The organism is Pseudomonas sp. GD03862, from assembly GCF_029840855.1.
Taxonomy (GTDB): Bacteria; Pseudomonadota; Gammaproteobacteria; order Pseudomonadales; family Pseudomonadaceae; genus Aquipseudomonas; species Aquipseudomonas alloputida.
The window spans coordinates 1-13,167 of sequence record NZ_JAOCDI010000026.1 but is presented as its reverse complement, the minus strand read 5'-3'; the positions used below and the strand labels follow the sequence as shown (position 1 = coordinate 13,167).

Genomic DNA, 13,167 nt, shown 5'->3' with positions numbered 1-13,167 from the left:
GCCCAAGAGGAATTACACAGCAAGAAAGCACAAGAATCCCCCCGCCCCCTGGCGTACACTCGCGCCCCTGCCTTACCTCCGGAGACCGTTGTGAGCCCCATCGCCCTAGCCCGCCTGCTGACCCTTGCCGCCGTCTGGGGAGCGAGTTTCCTGTTCATGCGCATCATCGCCCCCGAACTGGGCACGGTGCCGACCGCGTTCTTCCGGGTCTCCATCGCCTGTCTGGGCCTGATCGTGATACTGGCCGCCGCCCGTGTGCGCTGGGACTTCCAGGGCAAGCTCGGTGCGTGCCTGGTGCTGGGCATGATCAACTCCGGCATCCCCGCCACCTTCTACTCGGTGGCGGCCCAGGTGCTGCCGGCCGGCTATTCGGCGATCTTCAACGCCACCACCCCGTTGATGGGCGTGCTGGTCGGCGTACTGTTCTTCCGCGAGCCAATGACCCTGGCCAAACTCTGCGGCATCTTCCTTGGCCTGTTCGGCGTCGGCATCCTTAGCGGCGCCGGCCCGGTGGCACTGGACATGGCCCTGCTGCAAGGCGCCCTCGCCTGCCTGGCGGCCACCACCTGCTACGGCTTTGCCGGGTTCCTCGCCCGCCGCTGGATCAGCGGCCTGGACAGCCGCCTTTCCGCACTGGGCAGCATGCTCGGCGCCACGCTGATGCTGACCCCGCTGTTCAGCTGGAGCGCGCTCACCCAACCGCCCGCCAGCTGGGGGGGCTGGGAGGTGTGGTTGTCGTTGCTGGGGCTGGGGCTGCTGTGCACCGCCTTTGCCTACATCCTGTACTTCCGCCTGCTCGAAGAAATCGGCCCGGTAAAAGCCAGCACCGTAACGTTCCTGATCCCGGTATTCGGCGTATTGTGGGGGGCATGGCTGCTGAATGAGCCATTGTCGATGGCGCATCTATACGGCGGCCTGCTGATTGGCCTGGCCTTGTGGCTGGTGCTGCGCCCGGCGCGCAGCTGAAGCGGGGTACTGCATGAACAGCGCGTACAAAAAGGTCCTGTTCCGCCTGGAACAGGACGAGAACGGCTACCCACCGGCCTCGGTCGAGGGCCTGTGGGCCAAGGCCGTGGAAGGCGGCTATGCCATCGACAACATACCCTTCCATGTCTATGGCATCGCCCCGGGCGACGTGATCGACACCCGCGAGGAAGCAGGCGAAACCTGGTTCGCAGAACTGCGCCACAGCAGCGGCAGCTCGGTGTTCCGGGTGGTCGTCAAACCACCGGAAACCCTCGACCAGGTACGCGCAGCATTGCTGGATTTCGGCTGCGCCTGTGAAACCGAACAAGCAGTGAAGATGTTGGCGGTCGAGGTCCCGCCGCAACGCTCGCTCGATACCCTGCTCTACTACCTGCTCACCCAGCGCGAAGCCGGCCTGCTGGACTTCGAGGAAGGCGTGTTGCGCCACGCCATCCCCGAAGAGTTCCGCTAGGGCCTACGCTTCGGCCAGGCGCGCGGCGGGCTTGCGAAACACGAACAGCAGCCCAACCACGATCAGCCCCATGCCCAGCAGGCTGAGTGGTGCCAGGCGGTTACCGAAGATCAGCAAGTCCATCACCGCAGTCACCGCCGGCACCAGGTAGAACAGGCTGGTGACATTGACCAGGTTGCCCTTGGCGATCAGCCGGTACAGCAGCAAGGTTGCCAGCAGCGAGACCACCAGGCCCATCCACAGCAGCGCACCGACGAAGCTGCCGGTCCACTCGACATGAAGCGGTTGCAGAGGTGCGAACAGCGCGCACATGGCAAAGCCGGCCAGGTACTGCAGCGGCAGTGTGCCCATGGGGTTGTCGGTAATGCGCTTCTGCAGGATCGAGCCAAAGGTCATGCTGACCAGCGCCAGCAGGGCGAACAGCATGCCCGCCAGCGATACCCCGCCCAGGTTGATGCCCTGGTAGACCACCATGATCAAGCCGCCCAACCCCAAACCCAGGCCGAACAAACGGCTCCAGGAACGCTGGCGTTCCATCAGCACCACGGTGAGGATCGGTTGTACCCCCATCACCGTGGCCATGACGCCCGGGGTGACATGGGTATCAAGCGCCAACAGATAGAAAATCTGATAGGCACCGAGCAGCACACACCCTGTACCAAGGGCGCGCAGAATGCTCCCGCGAGTACGCGGCCAGCGCAGCCCTAGCAACGGGCCGATCAGCAACAGGCCAGCCAGGGCCAGCGCCGAGCGCAACAGCAGGAAGGCGAACGGGCTGGCATGCGCCAGGCCGAGCTTGGAGACAATCGCCCCGCTGCTCCACAGCAGGACGAACAGGCAGGTAGTGGCCGCAGAGGCCACGGACGTTTTGGTAAAGACAGACATGAATTGCCACCTGATAGTAGGCAGATAAGCCAAACGGACGGCGTGCGCTTCAACGTGAGCAGTGGCCGACCGTGTTCAGTAGGTTGCGCGTGTGAAGGGGTACGGCACGAAGCCGATCAGCCCAGCACGACCACGCAATGAGGCGGAGCTACGCCGCCTACGACGCCACTGACAGGTGGTGGGGAGTGACAGATCATGACCGGCTGCTGGCTACCACGCACGACCATGCCCGCGACTGGCGCGATGGCAAAGCGTGTGGTGGAAGGGATGGCGGGCATGACAGGGTTCTTTGCAGAAGTGAATGTTCTGGAATATAGCGAGTGATTCTTCGCAGCACAACCCCGCCTCCACGCGCGCGCCCTCGTCCTTGAAGGATGAGGCGCACCTGTGGCAGCGGGCTTGCCCCGCAAAGCGGCCGGTTAGACCAGAAAAAATCAGAACAACCAGCGATACAACAGATACGCCACCACCACCGCCAGTACCGGCCGCAGCACGCGGTAAGCCTTGGGGTTGGCACGTTTGAACTGCTTCACATGGCTGCTGATCCTGTTGCTGAAGCGCTTGCTCCAGGCGTACGCCTGGTTGATCCCGCCCACGCGCTCGTCGTCGGTGTTCTGCGGCGCGGTGGCGCGGCCGAGGAAGGCACTGACCTTACGGTTGATGCGCGTCATCAGCGGGCTACTCAGCGGGCGCTCGATGTCGCAGAACAGGATCACGCGGGTTACGTCGGTTTCGTTCTTGACCCAGTGCACATAGGTTTCATCGAACATCACGTCTTCGCCATCACGCCAGGCGTACTGCTCACCGTCCACATAGATGCGGCATGCGTCGGAGTTCGGCGTGGACAGCCCCAGGTGATAACGCAGCGAACCGGCGAACGGGTCGCGGTGCGGGTTCAGATGGCTGCCGCCGGGTAGCAGGGCAAACATTGCGCCCTTGACATTGGGGATGCGGCTGACCAGCTCGACAGTGCGCGGGCACAGGGTTTGCGCCGAAGGCAGCGGTTTGTCGTACCACTTCAGGTAAAAGCGCTTCCAGCCCTTCTTGAAGAACGAACCGAAGCCGGCGTCGTTATCTTTCTCAGCGGCACGGATATAGCCTTCGTCGAACAGGCGCATGGCCTCTTCGCGGATTTCCTGCCAGTTGTCCTTCAACACGTCCAGCTCCGGGAAGCGCTGACGGTCCAGATAGGGCTTGGACGGCACGCCGGAAAACAGGTACATCAACGCGTTGTAGGGGGCGAACAGCGCCGAATGGTTGACGAACTGGCGCAACACCGGCAGGCGGGCCTTGCCGCGCAAATGCACGAACAGCACGCTGCCGAAAAACACCAGCAAGACACCCGCCTTGGCTGCAAAGGAAAAGGTCATGCTTTCACTCCTTGAGGAAGAGTCAGGGCTGCGCTGCCTGCTCTCCAGAAAATCATCCTGCCATCATAAACTGATCCCGCCGCGGTAAAAACAACCCGGGCGGGATCGCATTCATGAAGATTTTGCAATAAACCAGTCCGCCGATCGTTGCGCCGGATCAGCGGCAAGGCCGATTACTGCTGGGTTTCCTGCTCGCTGAACATGTCGCTGAACAGCATGCTCGACAAGTATCGCTCGCCCGAATCGGGCAGGATTACGACGATGGTCTTACCCTGCATTTCCGGTTTTTCGGCCAGACGCACCGCTGCCGCCATTGCCGCACCGCAGGAAATACCACAAAGGATGCCCTCTTCCTGCATCAGGCGAATCGCCATGGCCTTGGACTCTTCGTCGGTCACCGTCTCCACTTGGTCGACAATCGACAGGTCGAGGTTTTTCGGCACGAAACCGGCGCCGATGCCCTGGATTTTGTGCGGGCTTGGCTTGAGTTCTTCGCCGGCCAGGGTCTGGCTGATCAGTGGCGATGCCACGGGTTCCACTGCCACCGACAGGATGGCCTTGCCCTGGGTATGTTTGATGTAGCGCGACACGCCGGTGATGGTCCCGCCAGTGCCCACGCCTGCCACCAGCACGTCGATGGCGCCGTCCGTGTCGTTCCAGATCTCAGGGCCGGTGGTTTTCTCGTGAATGGCCGGGTTGGCCGGGTTTTCGAACTGGCCCGGCAGGAAGTACTGCTCCGGGTCGGAGGCGACGATTTCGTTGGCCTTCTCGATCGCGCCCTTCATGCCCTTGGCCGGATCGGTCAATACCAGCTCGGCGCCCAGTGCCTTCAGCACCTTGCGGCGCTCCAGGCTCATCGAGGCGGGCATGGTCAGCATCAGCTTGTAGCCGCGGGCGGCGGCAACGAAGGCCAGGCCGATACCGGTGTTGCCCGAGGTGGGCTCGACGATGGTCATGCCCGGTTTGAGCCTGCCGCTGCTCTCGGCGTCCCAGACCATGTTCGCGCCGATGCGGCACTTGACCGAGTACCCGGGGTTGCGCCCTTCGATCTTGGCCAGGATGGTCACACCGCGCGGGGCGATGCGGTTGATCTGCACCAGCGGCGTGTTACCGATGGAGTGGGCGTTGTCTGCAAAGATACGGCTCATGGCAGGGGTCCTTGGCATGAAAAAGCAGGGAAATGCCTCAAGGGTAAGCCTGCGGCGGTGGCCCGTAAAGCCTGTTCGAACTCAGCCCGCCACGTTGCGGTCAACCGCACATCCCGCCTTGGAGACAGCCTCATGAAAGCCCGCTATCGCTGGCCGCTGGTCGGCCTGGCCAGCCTGATCGTGCTGCTGGTGGCGCTGCACCTGGCCCTGCCCTACCTGGTGCGCGACTACCTAAACGACAAGCTGGCCGACATGGGTGACTACCGCGGCCAGGTAGCCGATGTGGACCTGGCCTGGTGGCGCGGTGCCTATCAGATCAATGGGCTGAAAATCGTCAAGACCACCGGCAAGGTGCCCGTACCGTTTCTCGACGCCCCACTGATCGACCTTTCGGTGAGCTGGCGTTCGTTGTGGTACGACAAGGCAGTAGTGGCGGAGGTGACCTTCGTGCACCCCGAGCTGAACTTTGTCGACGGTGGTAGCAAACAGGCATCGCAGACCGGCCAAGGTACCGACTGGCGCCAGCAGCTGGAAAAACTCCTGCCCATCACCCTCAACGAAGTGCGTATCGACAACGGCGTGCTGACGTTCCGCAACTTCAATTCCAAGCCACCGGTCGACCTCAAGGCCACCCGGTTGAACGCCAGCATCCACAACTTGACCAACGTGCGCGACCAGCAAGGCCGTCGCGATGCAAGTTTCGAAGGGACGGCGCTCATCGCGGGGGATGCGAAGGTAGAAAGCCGTGCCACCTTCGACCCTTTCAGTGATTTCGACGACTTCGAATTCAGGCTTCGCGCCACCGGCATCGAGCTGCGCAAACTGAATGACTTTGCCAGCGCCTACGGCAAATTCGACTTCAATGCCGGGCACGGAGACGTGGTCATCGAGGCCCAGGCAGAAAACGGCCGGCTGAACGGCTATATAAAACCGCTGCTGCGCGATGTCGACGTGTTCGACTGGCAACAGGACGTCGAGGAAAAGGACAAGGGTTTCTTCCGCTCGGTGTGGGAGGCCCTGGTGGGGGCGACCGAAACGGTGCTGAAGAACCAGCCGAAAAACCAGTTCGCCACCCGGGTGGAACTCAGCGGCAGTGTGCGCCAACAGGATATCAGTGCCTTCGAAGCGTTCTTGCAGATCCTGCGCAATGGGTTTGTCCAGGCATTCAATGCGCGCTATGAGCAACCAGCGCCGAAGTCTGACTGAGACAGCGTGACGGGGCATTCAGGGACTGAATACCCGGTCTGCGTTTGCAGCCGCCTGGCCCCGCGTTATAGTCGGAAACAAATCCAGATCATGTGCTGCCTGTTCGGGCCTCTTCGCGGGTAAACCCGCTCCTACAACCTTATTAGGCGCGGGTTTATCCGCGAAGAGGCCCGCAAAGCCCTAAACAGAGGACAACCCCCCATGAAGTTCGAAGGCACCCGCGACTACGTCGCCACAGACGACCTGAAACTGGCGGTAAACGCGGCCATTACCCTCGAACGCCCGCTGTTGGTCAAGGGCGAACCGGGCACCGGCAAAACCATGCTCGCCGAGCAGTTGGCGGCTTCGTTCGGGGCGCGCCTGATCACCTGGCACATCAAATCCACCACCAAGGCCCACCAGGGGCTGTACGAGTACGACGCGGTCAGCCGCCTGCGCGACTCGCAGCTGGGCGTGGACAAGGTGCACGATGTGCGCAACTACCTGAAAAAGGGCAAGCTCTGGGAGGCCTTCGAGGCCGACGAGCGGGTCATCCTGCTGATCGACGAAATCGACAAGGCCGATATCGAATTCCCCAACGACCTGCTGCAAGAACTCGACAAGATGGAGTTCTACGTCTACGAAATCGACGAGACCATCAAGGCCAAACAGCGTCCGATCATCATCATTACCTCGAACAACGAAAAAGAGCTGCCGGACGCCTTCCTGCGCCGCTGCTTCTTCCACTACATCGCCTTCCCCGACCGCACTACCCTGCAGCAGATTGTCGACGTGCACTACCCGAACATCAGCCAGTCGCTGGTCAGCGAGGCGCTGGATGTGTTCTTCGACGTGCGCAAGGTGCCGGGCCTGAAGAAAAAGCCGTCCACCTCCGAGCTGGTCGACTGGCTCAAGCTGCTGATGGCCGACAACATCGGTGAAGCGGTGCTGCGCGAACGCGACCCGACCAAGGCCATCCCGCCGCTGGCCGGTGCGCTGGTAAAAAACGAGCAGGATGTACAACTGCTCGAGCGCCTGGCCTTCATGAGCCGGCGCGGCAACCGCTGACAGGAGCAGGGCCATGCTGCTCAATCTGTTCAATGAGATGCGTGCCGCCAAGGTGCCGGTTTCGGTGCGTGAACTGCTCGACCTGCACCAGGCCTTGCAAAAGCGCGTGGTGTTCGCCGACATGGACGAGTTCTACTACCTCGCCCGCGCCATCCTGGTGAAGGACGAACGCCACTTCGACAAGTTCGACCGTGCCTTCGCAGCCTACTTCAAGGGCCTGGAAAATCTCGACCGGCACATCGAGGCGCTGATCCCCGAAGACTGGCTGCGCAAGGAATTCGAGCGCTCGCTGACCGATGAAGAACGCGCGCAGATCCAGTCGCTGGGCGGCCTGGACAAGCTTATCGAGGCATTCAAGCAGCGCCTCGAAGAGCAAAAGGAACGCCACGCTGGCGGCAACAAGTGGATTGGCACCGGCGGCACCAGCCCATTCGGCTCGGGTGGTTTCAACCCCGAGGGCATCCGCGTCGGTGACGCCGGCAAGCGTCAGGGCAAGGCGGTAAAAGTCTGGGACCAACGCGAGTACAAGAACCTCGACGACCAGGTCGAGCTTGGCACCCGCAACATCAAGCTGGCCCTGCGCCGGCTGCGCAAGTTCGCCCGCGAAGGCGCCGCCGAAGAGCTCGACATCGATGGCACCATCGACCACACCGCGCGTGATGCCGGGCTGCTGAACATCCAGATGCGCCCCGAGCGGCGCAACACCGTGAAGCTGCTGTTGCTGTTCGACATTGGCGGTTCGATGGATGCCCACGTCAAAGTCTGCGAAGAGCTCTTCTCGGCCTGCAAGACCGAGTTCAAGCACCTGGAGTATTACTACTTCCACAATTGCGTTTATGAGTCGGTGTGGAAGAACAACCTGCGCCGCACGTCCGAACGTTTTTCCACCTTCGACCTGCTGCACAAGTACGGCGATGACTACAAGGTGGTGTTCGTCGGTGACGCGGCCATGGCGCCCTACGAGATCACCCAGCCCGGTGGCAGCGTGGAGCACTGGAACGAAGAAGCCGGGTATGTGTGGATCCAGCGTTTCATGGAAAAATTCAGGAAGGTCATCTGGATCAACCCATACCCCAAGCAGGCCTGGGAGTACACCGCTTCGACCCATCTGGTGCGCGACCTGATCGAGGACAAGATGTATCCGCTGACCCTGCAAGGGTTGGAGGACGGGATGCGCTACCTGTCCAAGTGAGGTTGCCTGCTCCAACATCGCCGCCAAGGCATGCACAGCACGTGTGTAGGAGCGGGTTTACCCGCGAAGAGGCCGCCCGCTCTACCGCCAACGGTGCAGGTAATCCTGCTGCTCTCGCCAGGCCTCGTCCTGCACCACCGCCCTGAACCGCACCACCGTCCCCGGCATGCACTGCGCCAGTTGCGCCAGCGCCAGCGGCGTCAGCGCGCCCAGCCGCGGGTACCCACCAATGGTCTGCCGGTCATTGAGCAACACGATCGGCTGCCCGTCCGGCGGCACCTGTACCGCCCCCAGCGGGATCCCTTCGGAGATCATCGGCGCCCCTTGGTACACCAGCTGCGGCCCCAACAACCGGATGCCCATGCGGTCAGCCCGGCTATCCAGCGTCCACTCCCGGTTGAATGCCTCGAACAGGCTGGTACCGCTGAATTCACCGATCTGCGCGCCCATCACCAGGTCCAGCACCGGCTTTTGGGCGAACTGCGGGCACAACGCTTGCGGCACTTCGCGCAGGGGGGCATTGCTACTGGTAAAAGCCAATGCCTGGTGTTTAGCCAGCGCAGCACCCTGGCCATCGATGCCACCCAGTGCTTCACGTACCACGGTGGCACAACTGCCCAGCACATCCTCGCCCAGAAACCCACCCGGTGCCGCCAGATACGCCCGCACACCCACTTTGGGCTGCTTCAGGGTCAAGCGCTGCCCCTTGGCCAGGGCAAAGCTGCGCCATGGCGCCAGGGGCTGATCATCGACACACGCATCCAGGTCGGCACCGGCCAGGGCCAGCACGCAATCCTGTTCGGCCACCACGCAAAAACCACCCAGCGCCACCTCGACCACCGGCGCCCCCAACGGGTTGCCCAACAGCCAGTTGGCCCAGTGCATCGCCACCCAGTCCAGCGCCCCGCCCTGGGTCACGCCAAGGTGGCGCACGCCGAAGCGCCCGGCATCCTGTAACTGGCACAACGGCGTACTGGCCTCGATCATCAACTGCTTCATCCCTGCGCCTCCACATCACCACCCATGGCCAGGAATTCGCTGCGCGAAACCGGCACGAAGCGCACCCGATCACCGGGTTGCAAAAGGCTGTAACCCTCACGCTCACGGTCGAACAACCGCACCGGGGTGCGCCCGATCAGGTTCCAGCCACCCGGCGATACTGCCGGGTAGGCCGCCGTCTGGCGTTCGGCAATACCCACGCTGCCCGCCGCCACGCGCTTGCGCGGGGTACTCAGACGAGGGCTGGCCAGGCGCTCGTCGACCAGGCCCATGAAGCCGAAACCCGGCGCGAAGCCCAGGGCAAACACCGGGTAATCGCGTTCGCCGTGCAAGCGAACAATCTCCGCTTCACTCAAGCCGCTGCGAGCTGCCAGCACAGGCAGCTCGGGGCCGACACTGGCGTCGTACCACACCGGGATTTCGTGTCGGCGGCCGCCACTGCCGGTGTCAGGCTGCAAGCCGTCCAGCGCCTGAGCGATTCGCGCCCTGGCCTCGCCTGGCGGCAGGGCAAACTGCACCATCAGCGTGGTATAGGACGGCACCAGGTCCAGCAAATGCTCGCCGAACGCCGCGCTCAAGCGCCGGCTGGCGGCGAGCATCCATGGCATGTTGGCCTCATCGATACGGTCGAACAGGCGTACCATCAGGCTGTCGATGGCGACCACTTCGATTCGCGGCTTCATCACACCTCCAGCCCATCGAGGGCCTGGCGAATCTGCCGCACCGCCGCCACCGAACTGTCGTTGTCGCCATGCACGCAGAGGGTGCGGGCGGCAAGCTGCAAGGCGCTGCCATCGTCAGCCAACAGCGTTTCGCCTCGGGCCAGACGCACCGCCTGCTCCACCACCCGCGCCGGGTCGTGATGCACCGCGCCCGGCAGGCGCCGCGACAGCAGATGGCCGCTGGCGGTGTATGCGCGGTCTGCGAACGCCTCGAACCACAGCGGCACGCCGATTTCATCGCCCAGTGCCTGGGCGGCACGGTTGTCGGCGGTGGCCATCAGCATCAATGGCAGGTTGCTGTCATAGGCCGCTACGGCCTCCAGCACGGTACGCAGCTTGAGCGGGTCGGCCATCATGTCGTTGTACAGCGCGCCATGGGGCTTCACATAGGCCACGCGACCACCCAGCACTTTGCAGATGCCATCCAGCGCACCGATCTGATAATGCAGCAGGTCACGGATTTCTTCCGGGCTGCAGGCCATGGAACGGCGGCCGAAGCCGACCAGGTCCGGGTAGGCCGGATGAGCGCCGATAGTCACCCCGTGCTCCAGCGCCAGGGCCACGGTACGGCGCATGATACCGGGGTCGCCGGCGTGGTAGCCGCAGGCGATGTTGGCGCAATCGATGTAAGGCATGACCTCGGCATCCAGGCCCATGCGCCAGCTGCCAAAACTCTCGCCCATGTCGCAATTGAGTAGCAGGCGTTCCACCACGCGGTCTCCCTTGTCGTTGTGCATATACCTACCTTACCGCGCCTGCAGCTGTTTGCCGCGGGTTTCCGGCAAGCTCAAGGCCGCCACGATCACAATGCCGTAGGACACAGCAGAAAACACGCCGATACCCAGGCCCAGCGGAACATTCTGGCCGAGCATGCCGATCATTAACGGGAACAGCGCGGCAATGACCTTGCCGATGTTGTAGCAGAAGCCCTGCCCCGAACCCCGGATGCGCGTTGGGAACAGTTCGGTCAGAAACGCGCCCATGCCACTGAAGATACCCGAGGCGAAGAAGCCCAACGGGAGGCCCAGCCACAGCATCACGCCATCGCTGACCGGCATCTGCGTGTACAACAGCACAATGACGAAAGAGCCCACGGCGAACAGGATGAAGTTCTTCTTGCGCCCCAGCAGGTCGGACAGATAAGCGCTGACCACATAGCCCACGTACGAGCCGACGATCACCATGGCCAGATAACCACCCGTGCCCAGCACACTCAGGCCGCGTTCGTTCTTCAGGAAGGTTGGCAGCCACGAGGTGATGGCGTAGTAACCGCCGAGCGCGCCGGTGGTCAGCAGGGATGCCCGCACGGTGGTCCAGAGCATGCCCGGGGCGAAGATTTCGTAGAAGCGCGAGGGTGCCTCGGCGTTTTCCACTGCCTTGGCCTTACGATAGACCTCAGGGTCCTTGACCAGGCGGCGAACGAAGATCACGAAGATTGCCGGTACCAGCCCCAGCAGGAACAACGCACGCCAGGCCTGCTCTGCCGGCAGCCAAGAGAACAGCAGCGCATAGAGGATGGCCGTGAGGCCCCAGCCGATTGCCCAGCCGGACTGCACCATGCCCACCGCCTTGCCGCGGTCCTGGGCGCGGATCACCTCGCCGATCAACACCGCACCGGCGGTCCACTCGCCACCGAAGCCAAAGCCCATCAAGGTTCGGGCAATCAACAGTTGCTCGTAGTTCTGAGCGAAGCCGCACAGGAAGGTGAAGAAGGCGAACCACAACACCGTCAGTTGCAGGGTACGCACCCGCCCGATGCGGTCGGAGAGGATACCCGCCACCCAGCCTCCTACAGCCGAGGCGATCAGCGTGCTGGTGTGGATCAACCCGGCTTCGGTGGTGGTGATACCCCACAGCATGATCAGCGTAGGGATGACGAAACTGAGCATCTGTGTGTCCATGCCGTCCAGGCCATAGCCAATCTTGCAGCTCCAGAAGGTACGTCGTTGCTGTTTGTCGATGTCGCGGTACCAGGCGAAAGGCCCGGACGAAGGGAGGGTACTGACCTGCTGCTGCACGCCGGTGGGGTTCATGGATGCCTCGGCTTGTTGGTATTGTTTTATGGGCGACATGAAGCGTCGCGGCCTGGGCGCCATTGTTCAGAGGCCGCCTCGCCTGCGTCCAACGAAAAAAACCGCCGGTCTGGAACAAGAAAAACTGATCATGAACCTTCGCTTCCTCGAAACCTTCGTCTGGGTCGCCCGGCTCAAGAGCTTCCGCCTGACGGCAGAAAAGCTGTTCACCACCCAGGCTTCGGTATCCAGCCGCATTGCCGCACTGGAGGCCGACCTGGGCGTGAAGCTGCTGCTGCGCGACTCCCGCGGCGTCAGCCTGACCCCGGAAGGCAGCAAGGTACTGGAATACGCCGAACGCATGCTGGAAACCGCCAAGGCCATGAAGCAATCGCTGGACAGCGACCGGGCCAAGGTCGGGCGCATTCGCATCGGGGTGATGGATACTGTGATCCACACCTGGATGAGCGCGCTGGTGGCGGAGCTGACCGAGCGCTACCCGCAGGTGGAAATCGAACTGGTGGCCGACACCGCGCTGAACTTGCGCGAGCAGCTGCAGAAGGGCTTTCTTGACGTGATCTTGCAGACCGACTTGCTGCGCGAGCAATCGATCCGCAGCCTCGACCTGGCACGCTACCCAATGGGCTGGGTGGTGGCCGCAGGCGCCCACCAGCACCGGGACTATGCGTCGCTGGCCGAACTTGGGCGCGAGCGCATCATCACCTTCTCGAAGAATTCACGGCCGCACCAGGAGGTGCTGAGCTTGCTGCAGGCTGCGGGGGCAGAGGCACCACGGTTGAATTGTGTGAACTCGGTGGCGGCGATTACCCGGCTGTTGCGCGACGGCTTTGGCATTGGCGCGCTACCGCCGGCGCTGGTGGATGCCGAGTTGGGCCGGGGCGAGCTGGTGCTGCTGGAAGGGTTGCAGCCGCCGCCGAGCCTTGAGCTGGTGGTGGCGTGGCAGACCGGGGTGGCGTTGGTCGATGAGGTGGTTGGGGTTTGCCGGCAGGTGTTGGCGCGGTATGCGCGGGATGTGGGTGGGCAGCGGATCGTGCTGGTCTGACCAACAGTCTCCGCCTGTACCGGCCCTTTCGCGGGCTTGCCCGCTCCCACAGGATCATCACAGGCCTGGCGGGCTAGGTTGTACC

14 protein-coding genes are annotated in these 13,167 nt (G+C 62.9%); 6 read left to right on the top strand and 8 right to left on the bottom strand.

What is annotated here, in order from left to right; genetic code table 11:
- Positions 1-90 precede the first annotated feature (90 nt).
- Both N5D53_RS17210 and N5D53_RS17205 read left to right on the top strand, forming a co-directional pair.
- Positions 91-966 carry a DMT family transporter gene (locus N5D53_RS17210; RefSeq protein WP_279840558.1) on the top strand — a complete coding sequence of 292 codons (876 nt, stop codon included), beginning with the start codon at positions 91-93 and terminating at the stop codon, positions 964-966.
- A 13-nt stretch (positions 967-979) separates the two neighbouring features.
- Positions 980-1,438, top strand: coding sequence for a DUF4265 domain-containing protein (locus N5D53_RS17205; protein ID WP_019436818.1), 459 nt, complete (start codon positions 980-982; stop codon positions 1,436-1,438).
- 3 nt (positions 1,439-1,441) lie between these two features.
- Here N5D53_RS17205 and N5D53_RS17200 read toward each other — a convergent pair whose 3' ends face one another.
- The 4 genes from N5D53_RS17200 to cysK form a co-directional block, all read right to left on the bottom strand.
- The gene (locus N5D53_RS17200; protein ID WP_003254651.1) at positions 1,442-2,323 is read right to left on the bottom strand and encodes a DMT family transporter; all 882 of its coding nucleotides are present in this window, start codon (positions 2,321-2,323) and stop codon (positions 1,442-1,444) included.
- Between the two features lie 116 nt (positions 2,324-2,439).
- Positions 2,440-2,601, bottom strand: coding sequence for a hypothetical protein (locus tag N5D53_RS17195; RefSeq protein ID WP_154070663.1), 162 nt, complete (start codon positions 2,599-2,601; stop codon positions 2,440-2,442).
- 156 nt (positions 2,602-2,757) lie between these two features.
- Positions 2,758-3,693 carry an aspartyl/asparaginyl beta-hydroxylase domain-containing protein gene (locus N5D53_RS17190; RefSeq protein ID WP_010955240.1) on the bottom strand — a complete coding sequence of 312 codons (936 nt, stop codon included), beginning with the start codon at positions 3,691-3,693 and terminating at the stop codon, positions 2,758-2,760.
- Positions 3,694-3,866: 173 nt separating this feature from the next.
- Positions 3,867-4,841 (bottom strand): cysteine synthase A, encoded by a 975-nt coding sequence (cysK, locus tag N5D53_RS17185; RefSeq protein WP_104960996.1) that lies wholly within the window; start codon positions 4,839-4,841, stop codon positions 3,867-3,869.
- Between the two features lie 132 nt (positions 4,842-4,973).
- On the opposite strand from cysK, the gene N5D53_RS17180 reads away from it, so the two are divergent.
- The 3 genes from N5D53_RS17180 (at position 4,974) to N5D53_RS17170 (ending at position 8,286) form a co-directional block, all read left to right on the top strand.
- The gene (locus tag N5D53_RS17180) at positions 4,974-6,047 is read left to right on the top strand and encodes a DUF748 domain-containing protein (protein ID WP_019436816.1); all 1,074 of its coding nucleotides are present in this window, start codon (positions 4,974-4,976) and stop codon (positions 6,045-6,047) included.
- A 201-nt stretch (positions 6,048-6,248) separates the two neighbouring features.
- Positions 6,249-7,094 (top strand): MoxR family ATPase, encoded by an 846-nt coding sequence (locus N5D53_RS17175; protein WP_003254658.1) that lies wholly within the window; start codon positions 6,249-6,251, stop codon positions 7,092-7,094.
- Positions 7,095-7,107: 13 nt separating this feature from the next.
- Entirely contained in the window at positions 7,108-8,286 is a 1,179-nt protein-coding gene (locus N5D53_RS17170; RefSeq protein ID WP_104886552.1) for a VWA domain-containing protein, read from the top strand.
- A gap of 81 nt (positions 8,287-8,367) precedes the next feature.
- Here the strand turns inward: N5D53_RS17170 and N5D53_RS17165 are convergent, their stop codons facing one another.
- The 4 genes from N5D53_RS17165 to N5D53_RS17150 are packed head-to-tail and all read right to left on the bottom strand — an operon-like array spanning position 8,368 to position 12,040.
- Positions 8,368-9,285 (bottom strand): biotin-dependent carboxyltransferase family protein, encoded by a 918-nt coding sequence (locus tag N5D53_RS17165; RefSeq protein ID WP_279840557.1) that lies wholly within the window; start codon positions 9,283-9,285, stop codon positions 8,368-8,370.
- Positions 9,282-9,968, bottom strand: a complete 687-nt coding sequence (gene pxpB / locus N5D53_RS17160) for a 5-oxoprolinase subunit PxpB (RefSeq protein ID WP_104960993.1) — start codon at positions 9,966-9,968, stop codon at positions 9,282-9,284. Before pxpB ends, N5D53_RS17165 begins: the two co-directional genes overlap by 4 nt.
- On the bottom strand, positions 9,968-10,744 hold the full coding sequence (locus tag N5D53_RS17155) for a 5-oxoprolinase subunit PxpA (RefSeq protein ID WP_020192992.1): 777 nt from the start codon (positions 10,742-10,744) through the stop codon (positions 9,968-9,970). The genes pxpB and N5D53_RS17155 overlap by 1 nt, the downstream gene beginning before the upstream one ends.
- Before the next feature lie 9 nt (positions 10,745-10,753).
- On the bottom strand, positions 10,754-12,040 hold the full coding sequence (locus tag N5D53_RS17150) for an MFS transporter (RefSeq protein ID WP_064491833.1): 1,287 nt from the start codon (positions 12,038-12,040) through the stop codon (positions 10,754-10,756).
- A gap of 130 nt (positions 12,041-12,170) precedes the next feature.
- Between N5D53_RS17150 and N5D53_RS17145 the strand changes: the two genes are divergently transcribed.
- Positions 12,171-13,082: a LysR family transcriptional regulator gene (locus tag N5D53_RS17145; protein ID WP_010955248.1), complete on the top strand. Its 912-nt coding sequence runs from the start codon at positions 12,171-12,173 to the stop codon at positions 13,080-13,082.
- Positions 13,083-13,167: the final 85 nt, after the last annotated feature.

What these genes read in the sequence shown, in the direction of transcription:
- N5D53_RS17205 (WP_019436818.1), top strand. Translation starts at nt 980, where the DNA reads ATGAACAGCGCGTACAAAAAGGTCCTGTTCCGCCTGGAACAGGACGAG.
- N5D53_RS17200 (WP_003254651.1), bottom strand. Translation starts at nt 2,323, where the DNA reads ATGTCTGTCTTTACCAAAACGTCCGTGGCCTCTGCGGCCACTACCTGC.
- N5D53_RS17195 (WP_154070663.1), bottom strand. Translation starts at nt 2,601, where the DNA reads ATGCCCGCCATCCCTTCCACCACACGCTTTGCCATCGCGCCAGTCGCG.
- N5D53_RS17190 (WP_010955240.1), bottom strand. Translation starts at nt 3,693, where the DNA reads ATGACCTTTTCCTTTGCAGCCAAGGCGGGTGTCTTGCTGGTGTTTTTC.
- cysK (WP_104960996.1), bottom strand. Translation starts at nt 4,841, where the DNA reads ATGAGCCGTATCTTTGCAGACAACGCCCACTCCATCGGTAACACGCCG.
- N5D53_RS17180 (WP_019436816.1), top strand. Translation starts at nt 4,974, where the DNA reads ATGAAAGCCCGCTATCGCTGGCCGCTGGTCGGCCTGGCCAGCCTGATC.
- N5D53_RS17175 (WP_003254658.1), top strand. Translation starts at nt 6,249, where the DNA reads ATGAAGTTCGAAGGCACCCGCGACTACGTCGCCACAGACGACCTGAAA.
- N5D53_RS17170 (WP_104886552.1), top strand. Translation starts at nt 7,108, where the DNA reads ATGCTGCTCAATCTGTTCAATGAGATGCGTGCCGCCAAGGTGCCGGTT.
- N5D53_RS17165 (WP_279840557.1), bottom strand. Translation starts at nt 9,285, where the DNA reads ATGAAGCAGTTGATGATCGAGGCCAGTACGCCGTTGTGCCAGTTACAG.
- pxpB (WP_104960993.1), bottom strand. Translation starts at nt 9,968, where the DNA reads ATGAAGCCGCGAATCGAAGTGGTCGCCATCGACAGCCTGATGGTACGC.
- N5D53_RS17155 (WP_020192992.1), bottom strand. Translation starts at nt 10,744, where the DNA reads ATGCACAACGACAAGGGAGACCGCGTGGTGGAACGCCTGCTACTCAAT.
- N5D53_RS17150 (WP_064491833.1), bottom strand. Translation starts at nt 12,040, where the DNA reads ATGAACCCCACCGGCGTGCAGCAGCAGGTCAGTACCCTCCCTTCGTCC.
- N5D53_RS17145 (WP_010955248.1), top strand. Translation starts at nt 12,171, where the DNA reads ATGAACCTTCGCTTCCTCGAAACCTTCGTCTGGGTCGCCCGGCTCAAG.